Raw genomic sequence first — 24,522 nt, forward strand, 5'->3', positions numbered from 1 at the left:
AGGCTGAGAACGGTCAAGGGAGGTCACGAATGGGCGTGGTGCTGACGATCCTGGGGATCGTCGTGATTGTCGTGGGGTTGGAGGATATGTTCCACACCTTGCTGCACCCCAGCGGTCAGGGACGTCTGAGCCGACTGGTGCTCTCCGCGGTGTGGAGGGTTTCGAAGGTCACCGGTCACCGGGCCGGATCAGCGGTGGGGCCGGCGGCGATGGTGGCCGTGGTGCTCCTCTGGGTGGTGCTGCAAGCAGCGGGGTGGGCGCTGATCTACTATCCGCACGTCCCGGGCGGGTTCATGTACTCCTCCGGCATCGAGGCGGCCGCCTACCCGGATGCGGTCGAGGCCGTCTACGTCTCCGTGGTGACGCTGTCGACGCTGGGCTACGGGGACGTGGTAGCCACCGACCCGTGGATTCGGGTCGCTTCCCCGTTCGAGGCCTTGACCGGGTTCGCGCTGCTCACCGCGGCGCTGACGTGGTTCACGCAGATCTATCCTCCCCTGATGCGGCGCCGGGCGCTGGCCCTGGAACTCAAGGGCCTGGCCGACGCCGACTACGCCGAAACGGTCGGGGAGGTCGAGTCGGCCATCGCCTCCCGGGTCCTGGATTCCCTACAGGCAGATCTCACGAAGATATCCGTGGACTTCACCCAGCACACCGAGGGCTTCTACTTCCAGGAGAGCAATCCCGACTTGTCCCTGGCACGGCAGTTGCCGTATGCGCTGCGGTTGCGCGATGCGGCCGTGGCCTGCGAGGAGTCGGTGGTGCGGCTGAGCGCCCAGCGGCTGTCCTCGGCGCTGGACCAGCTGGGGGCCGAGATCAAGGACGACTTCGTGGGCACCGGGGAGCACCCCGGTGAGGTCTTCGCCGCCTATGCGGCCGAGCACGGCCAGAACACCCGGGCCTGAGCTGCACCGACTCAGCGGTCCCGCACGGGCGGTCCAGGGGCGCGGGGTCGCTACACCTACATGGCCAGGGGGCCGTCGAGGACCGCCCACAGGACCCCGGCTAGGACGCCGATGCCCAGGCTCGCCACGGCGGCGAGTCCGGCAGTGGCGGCCGGCCAGGCGGCCGGACCGCCGCGTTCGGGGAATTCCATGGCGTCTTGGGCGGGGCGGGCGAAGACGGGGGCGAACCAGCGCAGGTAGTAGAAGAGGCTGAGCATGCTGTTGAGCACTACCACCAGGGCCAGCCAGCCGTGCCCGCCGTCCCAGGCGGCGGTGGCGGTGGTGAGCTTGCCGACGAACACGGCCAGCGGTGGTGTGCCCACCAGCCCTAGCAGTGCCACGAGCAGCGCCAGTCCCAGGCCGGGACGGGTGCGGGCCAGGCCCCGGTAGCCGGCCAGCTCCCGGAGCTGGGGCAGGGCGGCGGTGACGGCGAAGGCGGCGACGTTGGTGAGCGCGTAGGCGGCGAGGTAGAACAGCAGCGAGGGCAGAGCCAGCTCGCTGCGCCCGGCCGCGGCCACGGGCACCAGCAGGAACCCGACCTGGGCCACCGTGGACCAGCCCAGCAGCCGCCGCGGGTCGGACTGCCAGTAGGCGGCGAGGTTGCCCAGGACCATCGAAGCGGTGGCCAGCAGCGCCGCCACCAGCAACCACGAGTCGTTTCCGGTAGAGACCGTGGCCACGAGCCGGTACACGGCCACCAGCGCCCCCACCTTCGGGACCGTGGTCAGAAACGTGGCGGCGGTGGCCCCGGTGCCCTGTGCGGCGTCGGGCACCCAGAAGTGGAAGGGCACCCCACCGGCCTTGAAGAGCAGCCCGGACAGCACCCCCAGCACACCCGCTCCCACGGCCGCAGCCGGAGCGGCCGGCAGTGTCTGCTGGAGCAGGGCGTAGTCGGTGCCGCCGGCCAGGGCGTAGAGCACGGTGACCCCGGCCATGAGCAGGATCCCGGACAGCGCCCCCATGAGGTAGGTCTTCATCGCCGCCTCGGCCCCGGAGCGGCCGCCGGTCAGCCCGATGATCCCGTACAGGGGGATGCTGGCCAGCAGGAACCCCACGATCAGCACGAGCAGGTCGGTGGCCCCGGCCAGCACCATCACCCCGGTGGTGGCCAGGAGCAGCAGCGCGTAGGTGTCGGACTCGCGCGGGGACCCGGCGATCTCCCCGGAGGCCACGCTCAGGACCAGCAGGGTGGTCAAAGCGGCGATCACCCGGGCGGCACCGGTGGCGGTGTCCACGGCGTAGGTGCCGCTGAATGCCGCCTGCGCCGGCCCCATCATCGCTGCCACGGCCGCGCCGGCGGCGCCCACCAGGGCCAGTGCGGCGATGGCACGGGAGATCCACTGGCGGTTCCGGGGCAGGAACGACCCGCCCAGCAGCACCACCAGCCCTCCGAGAAAGACGATGATCTCCGGCAGCAGCAGGAAGGGCCGCATCTGCATCGAGGCCTCCACCGGCTACCGCCCGACCAGGCTCACGAGGGCCGTGGCGGCCGGCTCGATCACCTCGAGCAGCACCCGGGGCAGCACACCGATGAGCAGGGACAGGCCCAGCAACGGACCCACCGACCACAGCTCCCGCGGATGGAGGTCGGCGAACCCGGGGGTGTGTCCGGCCGCGGGGCCGGTGAAGACCCGTTGCAGGGCCCGTAGGAACAGGGCGGCGGTGACCAGGATGCCTAGCAGGGCGACCGCGGTGACCGGGGCGACCGCGATGGCCCCGGCGAAGATCTGGAACTCGGCGATGAACCCGGAGAATCCGGGCAGTCCCAGGGAGGCGAAGGCCCCGATGGCGAAAAGTGCGGCGTAGCGCGGGGCCGGGGCGGCCAGGCCACCGTAGGAGCCCATGTCGTAGGTGCCGGTCCGGTCCTGCATCACCCCGGCCAGCAGGAACAGGGCGGCGGTGATCAGCCCGTGGCTGACCATCTGCACTACCGCCCCGGTGACCGCCACGGACCGGGCCTGGCCGGCGTCCTGAGCCAGAATCCCGACCGCGCCTAGGGCCAGGACGATGTAGCCCATGTGGTTGACGGAGGTGTAGGCGATCATCCGCTTGAGATCGGTCTGGGCCAAGGCCACGAACGCCCCGTAGAGCACTGAGACGACGCCGACGGCCACGATCACCCAGGCCCAGGCCCGCCAGGCCTCGGGCAGCACCGGCATGGCGATGCGCACGAACCCGTAGGTGCCCATCTTCAGCAGCACCCCGGCCAGCACGGCCGAACCGGTCGCCGGGGCGTCGGTGTGGGCCGGAGGTAACCAGGTGTGGAACGGGATGGTGGGGGTCTTCACGGCCAGGCCCACCAGGATCGCTGCGAGCACCAGCCCCCCGGTGAGTGGGTCGCCCGCCAGCGGGGTGGTGGCGACGAGCTCCGGGATGTCGAAGGTGTGCGGGGCCGCCGCCACGTAGAGCCCGATGAAGCCCAGCAGCAGAGCCAGGGAGCCCAGGAAGGTGTAGAGGAAGAACTTCAGCGCCGACCGGGCCGCGTTGCCGTGGCCCCACCCGGCGATCACGAAGTACATGCCCACGATCGACAGGTCGAAGAACACGAAGAACAAAATGAGGTCGGCCGCCACGAACACGCCCAGGCTCACGCCCTGCAGGAACAGGAACAGCGCCGCCTGCACCCGCGGCCGATCTGTTTCCCGCACGGCGTAGACGGCACAGGCCAGGAACACCACGGCCGTCATCGCCAGCAGCGGTAGGGAGAGCCCGTCCACACCCACGTGGTAGCTGCTGTTGACCCCCGGGATCCACGGCACCTGTTCCTCGAACGCCAGCCCGTTGGGTCCCGGGTCCTCGTAACCGGCCCACAGCACACCCACGAGCACCAGCTCCACGACGGACACCACCACCCACGCCCATCGTGCGACGGCAGGCCCGATCGAGGGGATCACGGCCAGGGCGGCGGCGGCGACCAGGGGCAGGAAGACGATCGAACTCAGCATGCTCATCCCATCACGGCGTAGACGGACCAGGCCACGACGCCGACGGCGAGCACCGCGACGGCCTGGAGGAAGTACTGGTGCACGGCCCCGGTCTGCGGGGCCCGGGCCAGCTGCCCGAGCCGGCGGACCCGGCCGGCGAAGCCCTCCACGGCGCCGTCCACGACCGTGTCGTCGAGGCGGGCCGCACACCGGCCGGCCGCGTCGGCGGCGTGCGCTGTGGCCTCGACCCCGGCGTCGAGGACCCGGTCGTCGGTGCGGGCGGCAGCCCAGGCCAGCGCCGGGACGGCTCCGGCCGCCGCGGTCACCGCGCGGTCCAGGATGAGGTCGTCGAACCGGGCCAGGGCGTGCGCCAGACCTAGCGCGGGGCGCACGACGACGGCGTGCGCGGCGGCCTCCAGGCCCAGCCACCCGGTGGCCCATCCCGGCTCGGGGGCGCGCAGATGCAGCATCAGCAGCACCACGGCGGCCGCGGTCGCGGCCGAGACGACCAGCTCGAGCGGGGCCACCTCACCGTGCCCGCCCAGAGCCTCGGCGAGGGTCCGACTGACGGGGGGCAGGGCCAGGACCCCGAGCACGGCCGCACCGGCGGCGAGCACGACCAGCGGGGCCTGTTCCAACAGCCCCACTTCCCCGGTGCCGCCCTCCTGGAGCTGCGCGTGGGCCCCGCGGCGCCAGATCGTCCACACGGCCTTGCCCGCGTAGGCCGCCGACAGCCCCGCCGCCACCAATCCGGCGGCGTAGAGCCACGGGGAGGTCTCCAGGGCGGCGGCGAGCACCGCGTCCTTGGTCGCCCACAGCGACAGCGGGGCGATCCCGGCCAGGGCCAGCGCCCCCACGGTCGCGGCCACACCCACGACCCGCCATCGGCGGGCCACTCCGCGCAATGCGGTGAGCTCCTCGGTGCCCAGCGCGGTCAACCACGCTCCGGCGGCTAGGAACAGCAGGGCTTTGGTCGAGGCGTGGGCCACCAGGTGGGCCGCCCCACCGCTGACCGCACCGACCCCGGCGGCGGTGACGACGAAGCCCAGCTGGGCGACCGTGGAGGCGGCCAGCAGCTGCTTGAGCTCCCGCTGGGCCAGCGCCACAACGCCCATCAGCACCGCGGTGACCATCCCGATCCACGCGGCCACCGCACCGGCCCACCCGGTGGAGGCCAGCAGCGGCTCCACACGCAGCAGCAGGTACCCGCCCATGGCCACCATCGCCGCCGAGTGCAGCAGCGCGCTCACCGGGCTCGGGCCTTTCATGGCCCCCGACAGCCAGAACGAGAACGGCAGCTGCGCTGCCTTCCCCAGTGCTGCCACCAGGATCCCGGCCGCGGCCACGTGGCGCCACGGGTCCCCGGCCACCGGCAGATCGGCCAAGGTCATCCCCGCCCCGCCGACCAGGGCAGCGCCGGCGGCGACGTAGAGCCCCAGATCCGCGGTGCGGGTCGTGACGAAGGCCGTGAGCCCGGCCGAGACGCGATCGGTGTCCCGCCACCAGAACCCGATCAGGGCGTAGGAGGTCGCGCCCATCAGCTCCCAGGCGAACAGCAGCGCCGGCAGGCTGGCCGCCGTGGCCGTAGTCAGCGCGGCCGCGGCGAAGATCAGCATCAGCCCGTGGAAGCGGGCCGGTGACGCCCGGATGGTGCAGGCCGCGAAAATCAGCACCAGGAAGGTCACCACCGCGACCATCGGCGCGGTCAGGGCTGCCAGGGCGTCGACCTCCAGGGCGAAGTCGGCTCCCGCCACGAACGGGTACGCCACGGCGGGCCGCGCCAGGGCGACGACGACGGCCAGCACCGTCGTCAACCCGGCGGCCAGGACCGCGACGGGGGCCGCGGCCCGCTCCACCCGGGTGAGGGCGAGCACCGCGCCCACAGTTGCGGGGAGCACGACCATGGCCAGCAGCGCGGCCTGGGCCCCGGTCATCGGGACAGCTCCTCGGCCATGTCGGTCATGTCGGTCTGCCGTCTGCGGTGCAGCAGGGTGGCCACGGCGAAGCCCATGGCCATCTCCACGGTCATGGCCGCCAGGACCACCAGCAGCAGCACCTGTCCGGAGGGGTCCGGGGCGAGGAACCACCAGAACCCGGCAGCGGCCAGCAGCACCGCGTTGATCATCAGTTCCAGGCCCATCATCACCATCACCACCACCTGCTGGGACAGGGCCCCGTAGAGCCCCACGGCGAACAGCGCGGCGGCCACGACGAGTACGGCTTCCAGGGTCATCGGCCCACACCTCCCGGTTGGGGGTCCTCCGCCGGGCGGCGGCGCAGATCGTCACCGAGCCGGTCGTAGCGGGTGCGGTGGGCGGCCAGGACCACCCCGGCCACGATGGTGGCGACCATGACCGGTCCCATCACGGCCATGACCAGCATCTTCTCGCCCATGATCTCCAGGCCCAGCATGTAAGTGAGGTCCTCCGGTGCGGACCCGCGGCGCTGCGGCCACGGCACGAGCAGGGCGCCGGCGGCCAGCAGCACGAAGGCCCCAGCTGCGGCGCCGATGGCGGTCTTCTTCCCGTGGGTCATGTCCATGGGCATCAGTGCGGGGTTCATGCCCATGAACATCACCATGTAGACGGCCATCACCGCCATCTCCATCACCATCATGAGGATCGTGATGATTCCCAGGTAGCTCTGGCCCAGCAACAGGATCTGCACCCCCACGGCGATGAAGGACAGCGCCAGGGCATAGGTGGCCCGGGCCATGGAGTCCACCACGAACACGGCCACCCCGGCCGCGACGGCCACCACGGCGAGCACCCAGAACACGATTGCGATCAGCACGGTTCAGCCCTTCCAGACGACGACGAGGGACACGACCAGGTCCTGGAGCACCGTGGCCGGGAGCAGGACCATCCACCCGAGCTCCGTGAACCGGTCCGGGCGCAGCAGTGGGACCTTCCGGCGCAACCACACCAGCACCGCCAGCACGGCCACGGTCTTCACCAGTACCCACGCCCAGTCGGGCAGTACCGGCCCGGAACCTCCCCCCAGGAACAGCGGCACCGAGAACGCCGCACCGGCGCTCAGGAACAGGTAACGCCCGGCCTGGAGGACGAGGCGGTCGACGCCGGAGAGTTCTGCCAGCACCCCGCCGCTGATGTCTGCGGCCAGTGCCGGGGCGAACGGGCCCCACACGGAAAAGCCCGTCACGCCGATCAGGAAGACGAGGAACGCCACCGGCATCCACACCACGAACCACACCGCCTCCTGCGCGGCCGCTACCTCCCCCACGGCCAGACTGCCGGCCGCGATCGCCGGGGCCACCAGCGCGAACATCAGCGGCAGCTCGTAGGCCAGCCCGTGGGCCAGGAACCGGTAGCCGCCCACCAACCCGTGCACGGAGTTCGCCCCCCAGCCGGCCAGCCAGACCAGCGCCCAGACCATCACGTCCACGGCGTTGAACCACACGACGCCGACATCGAGATCGGTCAGCGTCCACCGGCCCAGCGGGAGCACCGCCACCATCAGGAACGCCCCGACCAGCATGCCCGCGCCACCGACCCGCCACAGCAGGGTGTCCGCGGCCACGGTGGTCCGGCGCCGCTGCCGCAGCAGCCGCGCCGTACGGCTCAGCGGCGCGCCCCACCCGCCGCCGGCGCCCTGCGCCCTCGCCGAGAGGGCCGCGTCCAGGGCCACGGCGAAGAAGGCCAGGCCGCACAGGAGGATCCCCGCCAGCACGGCCCAGCTGCCGGGGACGGTCGTCACCACGCTCTCAGCCATGCCCCACCGCCTGGACGGCAGGGTGCGGCTCGAGGTCCAGGCTCGCCACGGCCAGCCGCACGGAGGCCAGCTCCAGTCCGGTCACCAGATCCGGCAGCACCGCCCACGGCACCGCGCCGTCGTTCGTCCGGGCCGGTTGCGTCACTGCGGCCGGCTCCGCGCCATAGGCCTCGGCCCGGATCCGTTCCACCCGGGCCAGCAGCCGCTCGTGGGCGTCCCCGAGGCAGTGCCGCGGCAACCCGTGGCGCTCCAGGGCGGGCGTGTCGAGCGGGAGCACGCCCCGCAGCGACCAGCGGAGCAGCCGCGACCGCCGGACCGTCCGGTGCAGCCGCTCGGCGGCGTCCCGGGCGGCGCCCTGATCGCCGTGCAGGAGGGCGTCCCGGGTGTGCCGGGCACACGCCGCTGCGTCCTCGGCACCGGCCAGGGCCAGCAGCGCCACGACCTGGTCGCACGCCACCACCGCAGCAGGCGCGGGACCGGGGCGCGGCCCGGCAGCTGCGGCGCCGTCGTCCTCGCCGTCGTCCTGGGTGTCGTTCCGGCCGTCGACCACGGAAGCCTCGGCCTCCACCACGACGTCCCCCTGCAGGGAGCAGCGCAGCACGAGCCCGGCCGGCCAGAACGGCAGGACCGGACCGAGCGGAAGGCGGAGCACGTCCATCTCCAGCCCGTCACGGTCCTCCCCGCCCTCGGCCAGAGGGATTCCCCCCGGGGCCATGTCCATGCCACCGTGACCGCCGTGACCGCCGTGGTCCATCTCGCCGTGGTCCATCTCGCCGTGGTCCATCTCGCCGTGGTCCATCTCGCCGTGGTCCATCTCGCCGTGGTCCATCTCGCCGTGGTCCATCTCGCCGTGGTCCATGCCCCCGTGACCCCCATGATCCGCGTGGTCGGGGATCTGCGGTTCCTGCGCCCGCTCCTGGGCGTCCGCCCGGTGATGCGGGGTGTCGAGCAGCAGCGCTACGGCGTTCTCGAGCGCGGCATCCACGGCTGTGGGCGAGCCGATGTCGGCGCGGACGCGGGGACCGGGCATCTGCTCCCAGAGCCGGTCCACGAGTTCCGAGAGCTCGGGGCCGGGGACACCGCACACCGCGAGCATGTCCGCGTCCGCTGGTGTCCACGCAGGTCGCCACCCGCGGTGGAGCAACTGCCGCTCGAGTTCCATGCGGGTGGCCCAGTGCCCCGGGACCTCGACGACGAGGACTTGGGCGGCTCGGACCGCGAGCCGGGCGAGGACGTCGCTCAGGCCCATCGGAAAGCTCCTTCTCGCCAGGCCCAGGCCACGGCGACGAGCAGGGCGCCAAGGAACAGGAACATCTCCACCACCGCGGAGATGCCCTTTTCGATCACCACCACCGCCCAGGGGTACATGAACAGCATCTCCACGTCGAAGGCCAGGAACACGATCGAGGCGAGATACCAGCGTGCGTGGAACCGGGACAGCGCGTGTTCCTGGGGCATCCATCCCGATTGGGCCGGTAAGGCTGTCAGGGGGTGAACCATCACGCTGGTGACACGGTGGAGGGTGTAGAAGGACATCACGACGAACATCGCCACCAACGCCATGGCCACGATCCCGGAGTACACAGCGGTTCGTCCTTTCCAGCGGTCGGCACGAGCGGGAACTCTGCGGTGGACGGCCGAGCCGGCCCTTGGGTGTGGGGGTCCGCGGCGCGGTTCCCCCAGGCATCGGTTGGGATCTTCTCGTGCGGCGGCCGACACTGGGCTCCCGGCAGGGCTCCGTTGTCCCCACCATGGGCCCGCCGGGGGAAGGCCCTTCCTGCTTAGAGCGGGCCCTCCCCCAGTTCGTTCCCCGAAGGAAGTATGCGGAGGACTCAGCCCAGGGAGCTGATCAAGTCCGCGCAGGCCTGCTCGCAGCGGCGGCACGCTTCAGCACAGACCTTGCAGTGCTCGTGCATCTCCGCGTGTTCGGCGCAGGTGTCCCCGCAGGCCTTGCAGGCCTGCTGGCAGGCCTCCAGCACGGAGCGGGTGAGGTTGGCGTCGTAGCCGGTGTGCCGGGAGAGTACGTTGCCGGTAGTGGCGCAGATATCTGCGCAGTCCAGGTTGGTCCGGATGCACTTGGTCAGCTCCGCGACCGAGTCCTCGGACAGGCACGCGTCGGCACAGGCGGTACAGGTCTGGGCGCACTCGAAACAGGCCTCGATGCACTCGGCCAGCTTCTGCTGGTCGATGTGCCCCAGGTCCTTGGGGTAGGTCTCGAGCATCGCGCTCACATGATGGGTCATGGTTTCGCTCCTTCTCTCATACTGCCGTTGTTGCGGTACGTCGATCTGGTGCCGGCGAGCCCGGCGGTCCGCCATAAATCCGACAGTAGCCTTACCGCGTCAGCGGCTGAACGGTGAGCGGCTCATTTCCCGGTAGCTGGAGCAGATCTTCACGGAATCTTCAAAGAGGGCAGCGGCTGCGCCGAGGCACCGATCCGTACGCCACCGCGAAGATCGGCCACCACCGTGCCCGTGAAATCCTGATTCCTGTCTGCCAAACTGTCCGGACGTCCGGGCCTGCCCTGTCACCGGGACCAACCCGGCTGGCTTGACCATTGATGACCGAAACCCGGGGGGTGCCCGTGGAGGGTTTTGCGTTGGTGCTGGCCCTGGCGGCTCTGCCGGCGGCCGGGAATTTCGCAGGCGGGCTGGCAGCGGAGATGGTCCACGTCTCCGAACGCACTTTGTCCCTGGCCCTGCACCTGGCCGCGGGCATCGTGATGGCAGTTGTCGGCCTCGAGCTGATGCCCGAGGCCCTGGCGGGGTCGGCCCCGTGGGTGCCGATCCTCGCCTTCGTCGGCGGTGGGGCGTTCTTCATGGGTATTGAACGGGTCATTGGCTCCATCCGCCGACGCCTTGAGGCCGGTGAGGAGAGCGACGGACCGTTGGCGATCTTCACCGGGGTGTCCCTGGACCTGTTCAGCGACGGGGTGATGATCGGCACCGCCACGATCCTCAATCCCTCCCTGGGCCTGCTGCTGGCCCTGGGTCAGGTCCCGGCCGATGTGCCGGAAGGGTTTGCAGCCATCGCCACCCTGCGCCGGAGCGGCATCGCCCGTCGCGCCCGGATTCTGATGTCTGCGAGTTTCGCTCTGCCGATCTTGCTCGGTGCGGCCTTGGGGTATTTTGCGCTGCGTCAGGCGCCCGAGCTACTGACCTTATCGGTGCTGGCGGTCACCGGCGGGGCGCTGACCAGCGTGGTGGTCGAGGAGATGCTCACCGAAGCCCACGAGGGTGAAACCAGCGTGTGGGGCCCGATCCTGCTCACCGGCGGCTTCGCCCTGTTCGCCACGATCTCCGTCTACCTGGGGGCCTGACCGGTGCGCGCTTCTTCACTGAATCTTCACAGCATCCAGCTCAGGCACAAGGAACCAACAGTTTACTGTCGGGTGTATGTCATGGTCGGCGGCGCCACGCTGCCGTGCCCGGCCCCGCACCGGCAGAACGGAGGAGTTCCGTGCCCAGCACACGAAACGACCAGAACCACGAGCACCACCAGCACGAGGGCGATCAACAGAGCAAGCATCAGTCCCACGGGGGCCTGAAGATGTACTGGCGCTTCGCAGCGATGATCCTCACTGCCATGGTGGTGATGTACGCGACCATGTTCGTCGGCTCCTGGGAGTGGAGCCACGTACGGTGGAGCGAGAGCCGGCTGTTCATGGCCCTGACCATGGGGGGAACCATGGTCCTGGTCATGCTCGCCTGGATGCTGAACATGTACAAGAACACCAAGGCCAACGTGGCCGTGGTGGCAGTCGGCCTGCTGCTGCTGGGCGGTGGGGCGTTTTTGGACCGCAGCCAGACCACGGTGCAGGACCCCGCGTACATGAGTTCGATGATCCCGCACCACTCCCTGGCCATCACCCGCTCCGAACGGGCCGAACTGGCCGATGTGCGGGTGTGCCAACTGGCAGTGGAGATCAGCGAGGCTCAACGACGGGAGATCGATGAGATGGACTGGCTGATCGCCGACATCGAACGCAACGGGCCGGCCACCACCACCGAAGAGGCCCAAGCCCGGCCGGTGCCCGACTACCAGGCCTCCGCGAAGCGTGACTGCCCGGGGCAGTGACGCAGACCCACACCCTCACGGTTCCCGGCCCACGTCGATGTCGCCATACTCCCCTTCCCTTTGGGCTCACGACACCTGCATGCCCCACCCAATGAACAGGAGACTCCCCATGACCACTGCTCCCGCTTCCCTCCGCCGCGCCGCCGGGCCGGCCCTGGGCGCCGCCCTGCTGCTGGGGCTGACGGCCTGCGGCTCCGGCGGCGATCCGCTCGCCGGGGGCGAGGAGACCTCCGCGGGGTCCTCGGAGACCGTGACCGTGGGCTCCGCCGACTTCCCCGAGAGCGAGATCGTGGCCGAGCTCTACGCCGGCGCCCTCGAGTCCGCCGGGGTCCAGACGGAGACGTCCCTGGGGATCGGGGCCCGCGAGGCGTACGTCGGGGCCGTCCAGGACGGGTCCGTGGACGTCGTCCCGGACTACTCGGGCAACCTCCTGCTCTTCACCGACCCCGAGGCCACCGCGAGCTCCGCCGAGGAGATCATGGACGCCCTGCCGGGCGCCCTCCCCGAGGGGCTCACCGTGCTGGAGCCCTCCGAGGCGCAGAACAAGGACGCGATGGTCGTCACGCCCGAGACCGCGGAGCAGTACGGCCTCACGAGCATCTCCGACATGGCGCAGGTCTGCGACCAGCTGGTCATCGCCGGTCCGCCCGAGTTCGCCGAGCGCGCCTACGGCCTGGACGGCCTCGAGGAGAACTACGGCTGCGTGCCGCAGTCGTTCGAGCCGATCAACGACGGCGGAGGGCCCCTCACCGTCGAGGCCCTGCTCAACGGTGACGTGGACGTCGCCGACATCTTCACCACGACACCGGCGATCGCCGACAACGACCTCGTGGTGCTGGAGGACCCGGAGAACAACTTCATCGCCCAGCAGGTCCTCCCGCTGGCTGCGGCCGACCGGCTGCCCCAGGAAGCCGTGGACGCCCTGAACGAGCTCTCCGGCAAGCTCACCACCGAGGACCTCATCGACCTGAACCGCAAGGTCAGCGGCGACCAGCCGATCAGCCCGGCCGACGCGGCCCAGGAGTGGCTCTCCGCCAACGGCTACTGAGCACGGCCGCCAGGCACACCAGAAGCTGACACGCAGGCCAGCACCAACGCATAGACCTATTCAATTCACGAAATGTCGATCCATTGAGGAGTACCGGCGGCTACAGCCGACCAAGTCTCAAGCACAGGGTGCATGTGGCCCGCAAGGGAAGGGTGTGGTGCTCTCACTGGGTGGTAGTCAGTACGACCCGACGGATCCGGTGGGCCGGTTGCTGTTCAACGTGCTGAGCATGGTCGCGGAGGTCGAATCCGATCTGATCCGGATGCGCACCCGCGAGGGCATGGCCATCGCCCGGGCCAAGGGCCAGCTGCGCGGCAAGCAACCGAAGCTCTCAACGCTGCAGCGGCGCCACCGGATGGGACTGCATGCCCAGGGCGGGTTCACGCAGGCCGAGCTGGCGGAGCTGTTCGGAGTGACCCGCTCCACGGTCTACCGCACCATCCAACGGGAGAGCGCCAAGACCACCCACTGAGTCTTCAGATGGCCGTTGCCTGCGGCAACTCCCGGATCCGCCGGTACAGGGTCGCCCTCGACATCCCAAGGTCACGGGCCACCTGGGTGGCCGGCTCCCCCGCATCAATCAGCCGGACGGCGGCCCGGATCTGAGAGTCGGTGAAGGTCGGGCGGCGCCCGCCGAGGTCCTTGCCGGCGGCCCGGCGCTTGGCCACCGAGTCCGTGACCCGTTCGCGTTTAATCTCCAGTTCCATCTGGGCCAGGGCGGCCATCACGGTGAAGACCATCGATCCCATCGGGGTGTGGGTGTCCACGTCTCCCCCGCCCAGGTTCAGCACCCGCAAACCCGCTCCCCTGCTCCGCAATGCTTCGGCGAAAGTCAGCATGTTCTGCGTCGACCGCCCCAACCGGTCCAACGTCGTGATCACCAGGGTGTCGCCGTCCTCGAGCGACTCCACTGCTTTGTCGAACTGCGGGCGGGAGGCACGGGTTCCGGACACTCCATGGTCGACATAGAGATCATCGCGCCGCACCCCAGCAGCCAGCAGGTCAGACACTTGGCGGTCTGCGTCCTGCTGCCGCGTCGACACTCGCGCGTACCCGATCAGCTTCCCCATGTCTACCTCATCTGTCTCGCAACCAACGTTGAGTGTCCGATTCTAAGAGTACCGATAAAGCACATAGCTGCAAGACACCCAGAACCGCGGAATCATGCGGGTGTGAACTGCAGCGATAAGTGGCGGTGGTCTTGCGGAGCTAAATGGCGGCATCGAGGTCCTGCGGCCTGATCGGAGTCGTCGGGCCGGCCGAGTTCCGGGTGATCAAGGGTTTGACCCGGCCGTGGTGCCCGTCCCACTTCCTAGGTACTGGGACACTCGGCGACGAGATCCCTCCTTGTGGACTATGGATAGCGATTGAAGTCCCAAAAGCTAGACCCATAATGTTGTCTCGTTTAAGCCGTACGGAGTCGACTTCCGGTACGCTGGCTGCATGGAATTGGGCTATGCGCGGGTCTCGACGGCCAAACAGGACCTCGATCGACAGATCGATGCCCTCCGGCAGGGCGGGATCGCGCCGGAGCGGATTTATGTGGACAAGAAGTCCGGGGCCACCACGGAGCGTCCCGGGCTGACCGCGGCCCTGGCCTACGCCCGGGAGGGCGACGTGATCGTGGTGCACACCCTGGACCGGCTCGGGCGCACCGTGCGCGACACCCTGAACCTGATCCATGACCTCGCCGAGCGGGGAGTGGGGGTGCGCAACCTGGCGGATCCGATCAAGGTGGACTCCACCAACCCGAATGATCCGATGGCTCAGCTGGCGGTGGTGCTGCTGGCGTTGTTCGGGCAGATGGAACGCACGTACACGCTCGAGCGCGCTGCTCATGCCCGGTCGGTGGCCGCGGCGAAGGGCCGGCGGATCGGGCGGCCCTCGGTGGTGGACCCGGACAAGCTGGCCTACGCGGCGCATCTGCGCGAGAGCGGGCACACGATGGCCGAGATCGTGGCCAAGACCGGGATCACCCGCACCAGCCTCTACCGCCACCTCCCGCCCCGACCGCCGGAGCCGGTGACGGCCGGACCGGTCACCGCCGCCGAACCCGAGCCCGACCGCGGTCCGGTGGACTGATCCCCGTGGGGTGATGGTGGTGGTGCAGCTGAGTCCTCAGGAGAAAGCAGCACTGCTGCGCCAACACCTCGACGACGGGGTGCCACTGACCCGGCTCGCCGCCCACGCCCACGTCTCGGTCCGCACCCTGCAGCGCTGGGCCGCCGAGTACCGGACGGACTCCTCGACGGCCGGGCTGCAACGCCAGGCCCGCAGCGACCGCGGCCACCGCAAGCTGCCTCAGGAGCTGATCGCGGTGATCGAGGCCCTGGCGCTGCGCCGGCCGGCACCGACGACCACGTTCATCCACCGCCGGGTGTGCGATCTGGCCCCGGAGCGCGGCTGGGCGCCCCCGAGCTACTCGAGCGTGCGCAGCGTGATCGCCGCCATCGACCCCGGGCTGCGCACCCTGGCCCTGGAAGGAGACACCGCCTACCGGGACCGGTACGAACTGGTGCACCGGCGGTCGGCGGTGAGGCCCAATGAGCAGTGGCAGGCCGACCACACCCTGCTCGATCTCCAGATCCTCGACCACCGGGGCAACCCGGTGCGGCCGTGGCTGAGCGTGATCCTCGACGACTACTCCCGCGCGGTCGCCGGCTATACCGTCTTCACCGGCGCCCCGAATGCGGAGCAGACCGCCCTAGCCCTGCACCAGGCGGTGCGGGCCAAGGCCGACCCGCGGTGGCCGGTGCAGGGTCTGCCCGAGGTGCTCTACAGCGACCACGGGGCCGACTTCACCAGCACCCGGCTCGAGCGGGTCTGCCTGGACACCCACATCCGGCTCATCCACTCCCGCGTCGGGGTCCCGCAGGGGAGGGGGAAGATCGAACGCTTCTACGGCACGATCACCACCGAGGTGCTCCCGCACCTGCCCGGGCACATCCCGCACGGCACCGGCGGCACCCCGACCTCACCACCCGCCCTGAGCCTGGAGGAGCTCGACGCAGTGGTCCAGCGCTACCTGATCGAGGACTACCACGCCCGGGTGCACTCCGAGACCGGACAGGCCCCGGCCGCCCGCTGGATCGGGGCCGGGTGGATCCCGCACACCCCAGCACGGCCGGAAGATCTCGACCTGTTGCTGCTCACCGCTGCGACCACCCGCATCGTCCAGCGCGACGGCATCCGCTTCCACGGCACCCGCTACATCTGTCCAGTGCTGGCCGCCTACGTCTCCGAGACCGTCACCATCCGCTACGACCCCCGCGACGCCGGTGAGGTGCGCGTCTACCACCAGGACACCTACCTGTGCCGGGCGATCGCCCCCGAACTGGCCGCCGAAACCATCACCCTCCAGCAACTGCAGCAGGCCCGGGGCGCCCGGCGCAAGGAGTTGAAGCAGCAGCTGTGCGCCCGGCGCAGCCTCGCCGACGCCCTGCCCGCCGACGACCGCTGGGCACCACCACCGGCCCCGGCGCCGGGCCCGACGGCAGACCCCCCGGCGGAGCCGGCGCCCCGACATCGGTTGCGGACCTATGCCACCGACTGAGCCCGACTCCACCCGCAGCCTGTTGGGCAAGGGCGACGACGGTCGGCGTTTCCTCTCCGGCACGTTCGGGGAGATCAACGGGCTCACTTCACCCCCGCCCCCGGGCGCACCGGCGTTCTTGCCCACCCGGGAGCACCGCCGCTTCACCGAGTTCGCCGACACTGTCCGCACTAACCGCTACATCGGCCTGTGCTGGGGTCCACCCGGGGTCGGCAAGACGCTTTCGGCCCGCCACTACGCCGGGGCCCCGGAATGGGAGCAGTGGCAACGAGACCTGGGCGAGGACCGCGAGCCCGGCCCCATCCCCGAACAAGTCCTCCAGGCCCGCACCGCGCTGTGGACCCCGACCGTCACCGCCAGCCCCCGACAGGTCGACCAAGCACTGCCGCGGGCCTGCCAGCAGATCTCCTACGCCATCGACTACCACCGCCACGGCCGCGTCGACCCGTTCGTGAACCCCGAATCACGGTCCTCCGGGCTCACCGAGCTGCTCATCATCGACGAGGCCGACCGGCTCAAGACGACCGGACTGGAACAGGTCCGCGACTACTACGACCGCCACACCATCGGGATGATCCTCATCGGGATGCCCGGCATCGACAAGCGCCTGGGACGCTACCCCCAGCTCTACAGCCGGGTCGGTTTCGCCCACGAATACCGCCAGCTCACCCCCGAAGAGCTCACCGCCGTCCTGGTCCGCCGCTGGCACACCGACGGACTCGCCACCGATGACGAGTTCACCCAGACGGTCGCAGTCGCCACCATCGCCCGGATCACCGGCGGCAACTTCCGCCTCGTCGACCGCCTCCTCACCCAGATCAAACGCATCCTGGACATCAACCAGCTCGAGACCGTCACCCCCGAAGTCGTCGAAGCCGCCCGCGACGCACTCCTCATCGGTCACTGACCACACAGGCCGGCCACCGGCTCCTGAGATCCACCAGCCAGACAGTGGCCTTTGGCAGCGACTCCTCGAGAAGGCCGCCGGGTCTGCGGCGAATACGGTCGTGCACACGACGTTGCCGCGACGACGTCTTGACCTTCCTCTCTAGGGGAAGGTGCAGGCTGGGCACAGCACAGCACAGCACACAGACGGCCCGTCGGGGCCTTCATCACGGACTTACGGAGGCCGGCCATGCCTGAGACGGGAACGCACGAAGTGGACCTGGCGATCATCGGTTCCGGCGGTGGTGCTTTCGCCGCCGCGATCCGGGCCACCAATCTCGGCAAATCAGTGGTGATGGTAGAGCGTGCCACGGTCGGGGGCACCTGCGTGAACACCGGGTGCGTGCCGTCGAAGGCGCTGCTGGCCGCCGCCGAGGCCCGCCACATGGCGCTGGACGCCACAGGACGGTTCCCCGGCCTGAGCACGTCGGCCGCCGGAGTGGACATGTCCGGGTTGATCACCGGTAAGGACGCGCTGGTGGAAGGGATGCGCTCGGACAAGTACCTCGATCTGATCGCCGACTACGGCTGGGAACTGGCCACCGGCGAAGCCGTGTTCACCGGAACCGCCGAGGACCCGGCGCTGGAGGTCACCGGAGCCGACGGTACCCGTCAGCAGGTGCGGGCGGCCCACTACCTGGTGGCCACCGGCTCCACCCCGATCGTCCCGGACGTCGAGGGCTTGGCGGAGGTGGACTACCTGACGTCCACCACGGCCATGGAACTGGACGAGGTGCCGGAGTCGCTGCTGATCATCGGCGGCGGGTACGTGGGCCTGGAGCAAGCTCAGCTCTTCGCCCGCCTGGGCTCGAAGGTCACCATGGTCGTGCGGTCCCGTCTGGCCTCCCATGAGGAACCGGAGGTCTCCCGCACCTTGATGGGCGTGTTCGCCGAGGAGGGCATCCGGGTGATCCCCCGGGCCACCGTCTCCTCCGTGACGCCCGACCGGGACACCGGGGAGGTGGTGGCCACCGTCACGGGCCCGGGCGGGCAGGACACCCTGCGGGCGACCCGGCTCATGGTCGCGGTCGGGCGCCGTCCGGTCACCGAGAACCTGGACCTCGGCTCGGTCGGGGTGGACACCGGTGAGCACGGCGAGATCGTGGTCGACGCCCGGATGGCCACCTCCCACCCCAGGGTGTGGGCGGCCGGGGACGTGACCGGGCACCCCCAGTACGTCTACGTGGCCTCGGCCCACGGGGTCACCGCAGTGGAGAACGCCTTTCACCACACCGGCCAGGAGATCGACTACACCCACCTGCCGCGGGTCACTTTCACCACCCCGGCCATCGCGGCGGTGGGCATGACCGACCAGCAGGCCCGGCAGGCCGGTCTGGCCTGCGAATGCCGGGTGCTGCCCCTGGAGTACGTGCCCAGGGCGCTGGTCAACCGTGACACCCGCGGGTTCGTCAAGATCGTCGCCGAGGCCGAGACCGGACGCGTCGTGGGCATCACCGCGGTGGCCAAGGACGCCGGGGAGCTTGCCGCGGCGGGCGTCTACATGCTCTCCGCCTCGATGACGGTGGATCAGGTCGCCACCCTGTGGTGCCCGTATCTGACGATGGCCGAAGGACTCAAGATCGCCGCCCAGTCCTTCCGCACCGACGTCTCCAAACTCTCCTGCTGCGCCGCCTGAGGACCGGCCTCGAGCGGGCCGGCCCTCCACCCACGGGTGGAGCCAGAGGCCTTGAACATCGAGCACGGCCGCAGGCCCACGCTTCACGAGCCACTGCACGAAAGGGGAAGCCCATGGCCCAGCGATTGGTCGTCATCGGCGGGGACGCCGCGGGGATGAGCGCGGCCTCCGCCGCCCGCCGCCAGCTACCCCGGGAGCAGTTGGAGATCGTGGCCTTCGAACGCGGTCACTACACCTCGTATTCGGCCTGCGGCATTCCCTACTTCATCGGCAAGGACGTCGCCGACACCACGGAGCTGATCGCCCGCACCCCGCAGCAGTTCCGCGACCACCACGCCATCGACGCCCGCACCGGCCATGAGGTCCTGGAGATCGACCTCCACCGCCGCGCCGTACTGGTCCGCGACCTGGCCGCCGGCCGGGAGAGGTGGGAGGGCTTCGACCAGCTCATGGTCGCCACCGGCGCCACCCCGGCCCGCCCGCCACTGCCCGGGATCGGGGCACACGGCATCCACGGGGTCCAGACCCTCGACGACGGCCTCGCCCTGCGCGCAGTGCTGGAGCAGGACCGGCCGGGCCGGGCGGTGGTCGTCGGGGCCGGCTACATCGGCCTGGAGCTGGCCGAGGCCCTGTGCGCCTGGGGCGTGGACATCACCGTGATCGGACGCCCCCCGGCCCCGCTGCCGGGCCTGGACCCCGACATGGGCGCGCTCATCGCCTCCGCGATGGAAGGCTTCGGGATGGAGGTGCGGATGGAGGAGACCGTCACCGGCTTCGACACCCACAACGGGCAGGTCACCGCCGTGGTCACCGACCAGGCCACCATCCCCACCGATCTGGTGATCCTGGGCCTGGGTGTGACCCCGAACACCGCCCTGGCCGCCCGCGCCGGGATCCCCCTGGGGGCGACGGGTGCGATCACGGTGGACCGCCGGCTGCGCACCGGCATCGAGGGGGTGTGGGCAGCCGGGGACTGCGTGGAGAAGTTCCACCGCGTCTCCCGCCGCCACGTGGCCCTCCCGCTGGGCACCCACGCCAACAAGGAAGGCCGCACCGCCGGAATCAACATCGGCGGCGGCTACGCCACCTTCCCCGGAGTGCTCGGCACCGCCGTGACCAAGATCTGCGACGTCGAAGTCGGACGCACCGGCCTCGGGGAACTCGAAGCGCAGGCAGCCGGGTTCGACCCCATCACCGCGGTGGTCGACTCCACCACCCGGGCCGGCTACTACCCCGGGGCCAAACCCATCCGCACCAAGCTCATCGCCGAACGCGGCACCGGACGACTGCTCGGCGCCCAGATCGTCGGGGAAGAAGGCGCGGCCAAACGCATCGACGTGCTCTCCGTGGCGCTGTGGCACGAGACCCCGGTGGAAGAGCTGCTCAACATCGACCTCTCCTACGCCCCGCCGTTCTCCCCGGTGTGGGACCCGGTGCTCATCGCCGCGCGCAAGACCTGGCAGGCCGTCGAGGCCGACCGCGCCCGCACCGAACCCGGATGACCACCGGCCTCTCCGGGGGCAGGCAGTGCCCTGCCCCTGGAGCCTTCCTCTACCGTGGAAAGCCACACGACAGTCCAGGATCGAGGTGCACCGTGCGGATCGGTGAAGCGGCCGCAGCCGCCGGCATGACCACCAAAGCCCTACGGTTCTACGAACAGCACGGGCTGCTGCCCCCGGTGCACCGCGGCGCCAACGGGTACCGCGACTACCCACCCGAGGCCCTCGCCCGCCTGCAGTTCATCCGCCGCAGCAAGGCCGCCGGACTCACCCTGGCCGAGATCCGGAACATCCTGAAGATCCGCGACGCCGGGCAGGCCCCCTGCGCCCACGTAGCCGCACAGCTCGCCCAGCAACTCACCGACCTCGACCAGCACATCGCTGAGCTCACCGCCCTGCGGGCCTCCGCGGCCGAGCACTACCAGGCCGCCTCCCAAGGCGACCCCACCCAGTGCGATCCCGCCCAAATCTGCAGCTACCTCTGAGCCCACAGCAGCACCACGGCCGCCAAATACCTCTGTCAGAACACCGCCATTTACCGTCGACAGTCACACATGCGGGCGCAAATTTCTCGGACGAGACGTCTCACATCCCTTACCTTCCAAGACGCATCGCTGTACGAGCACAGTGAGTGTGCAGGCACACAATGCAATGAATACGATGCATACCTGCCCCGGATTCACTGACTATAGGAGGGCTCATGCCGTTCGAGGTCTTCGATAAAAGGATGACTCCACTGGCGAAGGCACCCAGCGTCACTCTTCAAAAGCGTGGTGTGATTTCGCTGAACAGGGCAGCTCACGACCTGGTGGACAATGCCGAGACAGTGGAGTTGCTCTACGACCGGAAACGGCAGGTCATAGCCTTGCGTGCCGCCGATGACTCCTCCCCGCACGCCTATGCGGTCCGTAACGGTTCCAAGTGCGGACCCGGCCAAGCCATCGTCTCGGCCACCGCCTTTACACAGCACTACGGCATCGATACCACTGCCACCAGGCGATGAAAGCCCTTCGTGGAGGACGGCATGCTCTGCGTGGACCTGACCCAGGAGGGCACTGTCATCACCGGCAACCGCACCAAGCCCACGGCACCGGCCCAGGACGCCGAGACAGCAGACCCGATGAAAGACATCGACGCCATCGCTGCCCAGGACGACCCGGCCGGCGAAGACACTACCGACAACTTCTGACCAGCCGCACGCCAGTACAGCGCTGTTTTACGACCCCTTACCCGAAAGGAATCCCCACCCATGGCCCAGAAAATTGAAGTGCATCTCTAGGACGAGCTCCACGGCGGCTCCGCCGACACCACCCTCACCTTCGCCATGGACGGCAAGGACTACGAGAGCGACCTCTCCGAGGCCAACGCCGAGAAGCTGCGCGAAGCCTTGCGCCCCTTCGTGGCCACCGGCCGCAAAACCACCCGCGGCGGGGGCTCTCGCGGTGCCCGCACCCGCGCCTCCAGCGGTGATCCGGACACCGCCAAGATCCGCGCTGGGGCCAAGGAGAATGGTCACGAGGTCTCCGACCGCGGCCGGATCCACAAGACCATCAAGGACGCCTACTACGCCGCCCACTGAGTGCCTGCCCCGAAAGGCCTTTCTTTGTCTTGTCCGCCGCAGGACATCGCACCCAAATCCAGGTCTAGTCCAGGCACCTTGTGTAGATGTCGCCGCAGGTGGGTAAGGGTTTGTGCCTTGTCCCAAGTTGGGGGGACGGTATCGGTGCTTCGCTGGAGTGAGCGTTCTGTTCGTATGCAGGGCAGCGGGTTGTTTTGCCTAGTCAGAACGATTTGTCCGTGATGCGAGACGGCCACTGGGTTTCCTGGCACCTGGAGCGTTGGCTTCTGAACGGCTAGGCCATTCGAGCCGGGGGGCTTGAACAGGTTCGGAGGGCGCCTCTGGGGGGAGGCGCCCGTCGCCCAGTCCGACCACGCCTAGCTGTGTGCCGACGGCGCAACGAAGCGCCCCTGCCCTCTTGTGGGCGGGGGCGCTTTCGTCTCCAGCACGTCAAGAATCCCGATATGCCGATGTTTTGACAGCCGGGGAGCAGTATGGCCGGTGGGTCGGCTTCTCCTGCACGACGCAGAGGACCTCGCGCCTGACTCCCTCTCGGCGTGCAGGCCAGGGAAATGAAAAGGCGGGGTCTCGTGAGCGGTCATTGCGGGCAAGAGGGGCCGGGCGCAGCGCCCGGCCCCTCCCCGAAGGGCATGGTGTGAGCGCTGCGCCCCCGGGGGCCAGTGTGGACTGATCGACGAGGCGGACACCATCCCTGCTCAGATGTTCGGTGGCATTTCCCGGAGAGTCGTCACATTAACGACACTCATGTAAACCCATGCACATAGGGCGTATCGTGAGGCCACCGCCGCAGATGGTTCGGGTCCAGTCCCCCGCTGGGTCTCTTCATGTTGGGAGAGCTCCCCGGTCCGGGCGTTTCCTGCGGCGGTGGTGCCCGCATCTCCCGTTCGGATGACACCGGACGGGCCCTGCCGCATCCCCCGACTGGCAGGACCCGCCCCCATCACCACCGAACACAGCTTTCCCACCGCCGACCATGCCTGCAGCTGAGGACATAGGCTCTGCTGGCCTCGGGGCGCCCCTGGCCCACGTGGCAGGTGACCGACCTCCCCAACCGGGCGCCGAAGTGCCCCCCCCCCCCCCCGCTCAGCAGAGCGGGGACACTTCTCTTACGGCTGGGCTGTTCCCTTGCGCAAGTAGGACACGCACTGCCGGCGAATGTCGTTGAGCACCTGCAGGGCTGCCGGCAAGCTCAGTCCCAGTGCGCCGTGTTCGTGGGTGTGGACATAGACGTAGGCGCTCAAGGTCACCGTGCCGTCGTGGGGTCCGTCCCAGTCCTCCACGATCCCGCACAGGGCAGCGGGGTGGTGCTGCACCTGCCCCGGGTCGTGGACGTGGAGCAGCTCCGCATCGACGGTGAACTCTCCGTAGAGCACGGCATCGTCGTCGATGACCGTGGTGACCACCCGGCAAAGCCCACCCAGGTCCATGTCCCGGCCGGTGAGCACCTGGCCGTCGGCGACGTTGGCGGTGGTGAGCACCGCGTCCCGCGCCTGGGATGACTGGGGTGCGTCCATGGGAGCCTGTCCTTCCGCCGCACTTCTTCTGTCGGTGGCAGTGGGGGGCAGAGCCACCATAGTGGCCCGGATCGCCCGTACTGGTGCGTGTGACGCTCCACGACCTGCGACAACCGCCGCGATACAGCCGTCCGCCAAGTGGCTTTCCGGCGACGGTGCCCTGCCCGGGCTCGCTAACCGGCCATCAGCCCCTATCTCGAAGAATCCTTATTGGCACGTCCCTGATCAGGGGACGTCCTGCACCTGAGGGCTCTCTCCGGAAAGGGCAGGTGGGGCGGCCTCGATGGCACCCACAGCATCCGTCTCGCCCTCCCCCACACCTTCCCGGGCGCCCTCCGCGGTGACGCCCTCACCGGCACCCACCCCACCGGCACCCGAGCCGGCCCGAGCCCAGCCGGCGGCCTCCGCCCCGGTCCACCTCACCGTGCCCGCCGCCGGCATCGACCAGCCGATCCTGCCCCTGGCCCCGACCACCGCCGAGCTGGCCAGCCAGTCGATCGTGCCCCCAATGACCATGGACGCCTACTGGCTGACCACCTACGGCACCCCCGGAGCCGGATCCACGAACACCACCTACCTCACCGGGCACAGCTGGGGAGGCACTGAAGCCCCCTTCGACCGGCTCAGCACCCACCTGAACCCCGGGACACCATCACCCTCGGCACCCAGACGGGGGCCATCGACTACACCGTGGACGCAGTCACCACCCACGAGAAGAGCACCCTCAAGAACAGCGACATCTGGCAGATCACCCCGCAACGACTGGTGATCATCAGCTGCTACACCCACGGCCCCTGGGGCAGGAACGTCGTCATCACCGCCACCCCCACCCCCTGATCAAATCCCGCCCAGAAAAAACGCCAAAGCGGCGTGCGACAGTCCTGTAACGGGTTGAGCACCTGCCGTGCTGTGGTCACGGGAAACCCAACGCACCAGCAGCAGGTGAACTCCATCCCCGGGACTGATGCACCGATAGGTGACAGGTTGGGTCAGGCAGCCTGAAGGGCTGGTGTGGTCATGATGGTCTCGTACTCGATGGGGGTCAATCTCCCGAGCGCGGCTTGGCGTCGC

General features: G+C 69.5%; 26 protein-coding genes and 2 pseudogenes. 16 read left to right on the plus strand and 12 right to left on the minus strand.

The window, feature by feature from the left end:
• Positions 1–29: 29 nt before the first annotated feature.
• On the plus strand, positions 30–905 hold the full coding sequence (locus tag PU704_RS18325; protein ID WP_277552372.1) for a potassium channel family protein: 876 nt from the start codon (positions 30–32) through the stop codon (positions 903–905).
• A 56-nt stretch (positions 906–961) separates the two neighbouring features.
• Here the strand turns inward: PU704_RS18325 and PU704_RS18330 are convergent, their stop codons facing one another.
• From PU704_RS18330 to PU704_RS18370, 9 genes are all read right to left on the minus strand, one after another.
• Positions 962–2,383, minus strand: a complete 1,422-nt coding sequence (locus tag PU704_RS18330) for an NADH-quinone oxidoreductase subunit N (protein WP_277552374.1) — start codon at positions 2,381–2,383, stop codon at positions 962–964.
• Between the two features lie 15 nt (positions 2,384–2,398).
• Positions 2,399–3,889, minus strand: a complete 1,491-nt coding sequence (locus tag PU704_RS18335; protein WP_277552376.1) for a complex I subunit 4 family protein — start codon at positions 3,887–3,889, stop codon at positions 2,399–2,401.
• 2 nt (positions 3,890–3,891) lie between these two features.
• Positions 3,892–5,802, minus strand: coding sequence for an NADH-quinone oxidoreductase subunit 5 family protein (locus PU704_RS18340; protein WP_277552379.1), 1,911 nt, complete (start codon positions 5,800–5,802; stop codon positions 3,892–3,894).
• A complete protein-coding gene (gene nuoK / locus PU704_RS18345; protein WP_277552381.1) occupies positions 5,799–6,101 on the minus strand; it encodes an NADH-quinone oxidoreductase subunit NuoK in 303 nt (100 codons plus the stop codon). The genes PU704_RS18340 and nuoK overlap by 4 nt, the downstream gene beginning before the upstream one ends.
• Positions 6,098–6,661, minus strand: a complete 564-nt coding sequence (locus PU704_RS18350) for an NADH-quinone oxidoreductase subunit J (RefSeq protein WP_277552383.1) — start codon at positions 6,659–6,661, stop codon at positions 6,098–6,100. Before PU704_RS18350 ends, nuoK begins: the two co-directional genes overlap by 4 nt.
• Before the next feature lie 3 nt (positions 6,662–6,664).
• Positions 6,665–7,600, minus strand: a complete 936-nt coding sequence (locus PU704_RS18355) for a complex I subunit 1 family protein (protein WP_277552385.1) — start codon at positions 7,598–7,600, stop codon at positions 6,665–6,667.
• Positions 7,593–8,849, minus strand: a complete 1,257-nt coding sequence (locus PU704_RS18360) for a hypothetical protein (RefSeq protein WP_277552387.1) — start codon at positions 8,847–8,849, stop codon at positions 7,593–7,595. The genes PU704_RS18355 and PU704_RS18360 overlap by 8 nt, the downstream gene beginning before the upstream one ends.
• The gene (locus PU704_RS18365) at positions 8,840–9,058 is read right to left on the minus strand and encodes an NADH-quinone oxidoreductase subunit A (RefSeq protein WP_277552390.1); all 219 of its coding nucleotides are present in this window, start codon (positions 9,056–9,058) and stop codon (positions 8,840–8,842) included. The genes PU704_RS18360 and PU704_RS18365 overlap by 10 nt, the downstream gene beginning before the upstream one ends.
• Positions 9,059–9,432: 374 nt before the next feature.
• Positions 9,433–9,843, minus strand: a complete 411-nt coding sequence (locus PU704_RS18370; RefSeq protein WP_277552392.1) for a four-helix bundle copper-binding protein — start codon at positions 9,841–9,843, stop codon at positions 9,433–9,435.
• A 317-nt stretch (positions 9,844–10,160) separates the two neighbouring features.
• On the opposite strand from PU704_RS18370, the gene PU704_RS18375 reads away from it, so the two are divergent.
• The 4 genes and pseudogenes from PU704_RS18375 to PU704_RS18390 form a co-directional block, all read left to right on the plus strand.
• Positions 10,161–10,919 (plus strand): ZIP family metal transporter, encoded by a 759-nt coding sequence (locus PU704_RS18375; protein WP_277552393.1) that lies wholly within the window; start codon positions 10,161–10,163, stop codon positions 10,917–10,919.
• Between the two features lie 140 nt (positions 10,920–11,059).
• Entirely contained in the window at positions 11,060–11,677 is a 618-nt protein-coding gene (locus PU704_RS18380; RefSeq protein WP_277552396.1) for a DUF305 domain-containing protein, read from the plus strand.
• 109 nt (positions 11,678–11,786) lie between these two features.
• Positions 11,787–12,725 carry an ABC transporter substrate-binding protein gene (locus PU704_RS18385; RefSeq protein ID WP_277552397.1) on the plus strand — a complete coding sequence of 313 codons (939 nt, stop codon included), beginning with the start codon at positions 11,787–11,789 and terminating at the stop codon, positions 12,723–12,725.
• Positions 12,726–12,873: 148 nt separating this feature from the next.
• Positions 12,874–13,197, plus strand: a pseudogene (locus PU704_RS18390) (recombinase family protein); the annotation flags it as partial.
• Positions 13,198–13,201: 4 nt separating this feature from the next.
• Here the strand turns inward: PU704_RS18390 and PU704_RS18395 are convergent.
• On the minus strand, positions 13,202–13,795 hold the full coding sequence (locus PU704_RS18395) for a recombinase family protein (protein ID WP_277552399.1): 594 nt from the start codon (positions 13,793–13,795) through the stop codon (positions 13,202–13,204).
• A 373-nt stretch (positions 13,796–14,168) separates the two neighbouring features.
• Between PU704_RS18395 and PU704_RS18400 the strand changes: the two genes are divergently transcribed.
• The 10 genes and pseudogenes from PU704_RS18400 (at position 14,169) to PU704_RS20125 (ending at position 21,937) form a co-directional block, all read left to right on the plus strand.
• Positions 14,169–14,807 (plus strand): recombinase family protein, encoded by a 639-nt coding sequence (locus PU704_RS18400; RefSeq protein ID WP_277552401.1) that lies wholly within the window; start codon positions 14,169–14,171, stop codon positions 14,805–14,807.
• A 13-nt stretch (positions 14,808–14,820) separates the two neighbouring features.
• Positions 14,821–16,278, plus strand: a complete 1,458-nt coding sequence (locus PU704_RS18405) for a Mu transposase C-terminal domain-containing protein (protein ID WP_277552403.1) — start codon at positions 14,821–14,823, stop codon at positions 16,276–16,278.
• Positions 16,265–17,185, plus strand: coding sequence for an AAA family ATPase (locus PU704_RS18410; RefSeq protein WP_277552404.1), 921 nt, complete (start codon positions 16,265–16,267; stop codon positions 17,183–17,185). The genes PU704_RS18405 and PU704_RS18410 overlap by 14 nt, the downstream gene beginning before the upstream one ends.
• A 228-nt stretch (positions 17,186–17,413) precedes the next feature.
• Positions 17,414–18,859, plus strand: coding sequence for a mercury(II) reductase (gene merA / locus PU704_RS18415; protein WP_277552406.1), 1,446 nt, complete (start codon positions 17,414–17,416; stop codon positions 18,857–18,859).
• A 113-nt stretch (positions 18,860–18,972) separates the two neighbouring features.
• Positions 18,973–20,361, plus strand: coding sequence for an FAD-dependent oxidoreductase (locus tag PU704_RS18420; protein WP_277552409.1), 1,389 nt, complete (start codon positions 18,973–18,975; stop codon positions 20,359–20,361).
• A gap of 92 nt (positions 20,362–20,453) precedes the next feature.
• On the plus strand, positions 20,454–20,843 hold the full coding sequence (locus PU704_RS18425; RefSeq protein ID WP_047801433.1) for a heavy metal-responsive transcriptional regulator: 390 nt from the start codon (positions 20,454–20,456) through the stop codon (positions 20,841–20,843).
• A gap of 215 nt (positions 20,844–21,058) precedes the next feature.
• Positions 21,059–21,361, plus strand: a complete 303-nt coding sequence (locus tag PU704_RS18430; RefSeq protein ID WP_277552412.1) for a hypothetical protein — start codon at positions 21,059–21,061, stop codon at positions 21,359–21,361.
• Between the two features lie 21 nt (positions 21,362–21,382).
• Positions 21,383–21,547 carry a hypothetical protein gene (locus tag PU704_RS18435; RefSeq protein ID WP_277552414.1) on the plus strand — a complete coding sequence of 55 codons (165 nt, stop codon included), beginning with the start codon at positions 21,383–21,385 and terminating at the stop codon, positions 21,545–21,547.
• Between the two features lie 102 nt (positions 21,548–21,649).
• Positions 21,650–21,766 (plus strand): annotated as a pseudogene (locus tag PU704_RS20120) (Lsr2 dimerization domain-containing protein); the annotation flags it as partial.
• Positions 21,758–21,937, plus strand: coding sequence for an Lsr2 family DNA-binding protein (locus PU704_RS20125; protein WP_420871646.1), 180 nt, complete (start codon positions 21,758–21,760; stop codon positions 21,935–21,937). The pseudogene PU704_RS20120 and the gene PU704_RS20125, both read left to right, overlap by 9 nt.
• A gap of 1,106 nt (positions 21,938–23,043) precedes the next feature.
• On the opposite strand, the gene PU704_RS18445 is transcribed toward PU704_RS20125, so the two are convergent.
• Complete coding sequence (locus tag PU704_RS18445) at positions 23,044–23,451, minus strand: hypothetical protein (RefSeq protein ID WP_277552417.1); 408 nt, start codon at positions 23,449–23,451, stop codon at positions 23,044–23,046.
• A gap of 225 nt (positions 23,452–23,676) precedes the next feature.
• The gene (locus PU704_RS18450; RefSeq protein ID WP_277552419.1) at positions 23,677–23,967 is read right to left on the minus strand and encodes a hypothetical protein; all 291 of its coding nucleotides are present in this window, start codon (positions 23,965–23,967) and stop codon (positions 23,677–23,679) included.
• 174 nt (positions 23,968–24,141) lie between these two features.
• Between PU704_RS18450 and PU704_RS18455 the strand changes: the two genes are divergently transcribed.
• Positions 24,142–24,288 (plus strand): hypothetical protein, encoded by a 147-nt coding sequence (locus PU704_RS18455; RefSeq protein WP_277552421.1) that lies wholly within the window; start codon positions 24,142–24,144, stop codon positions 24,286–24,288.
• The last annotated feature ends 234 nt before the right edge of the window (positions 24,289–24,522 follow it).

The sequence above is a fragment of the Kocuria oceani genome (assembly GCF_029524215.1).
GTDB classification, from domain to species: Bacteria; Actinomycetota; Actinomycetes; order Actinomycetales; family Micrococcaceae; genus Kocuria; species Kocuria oceani.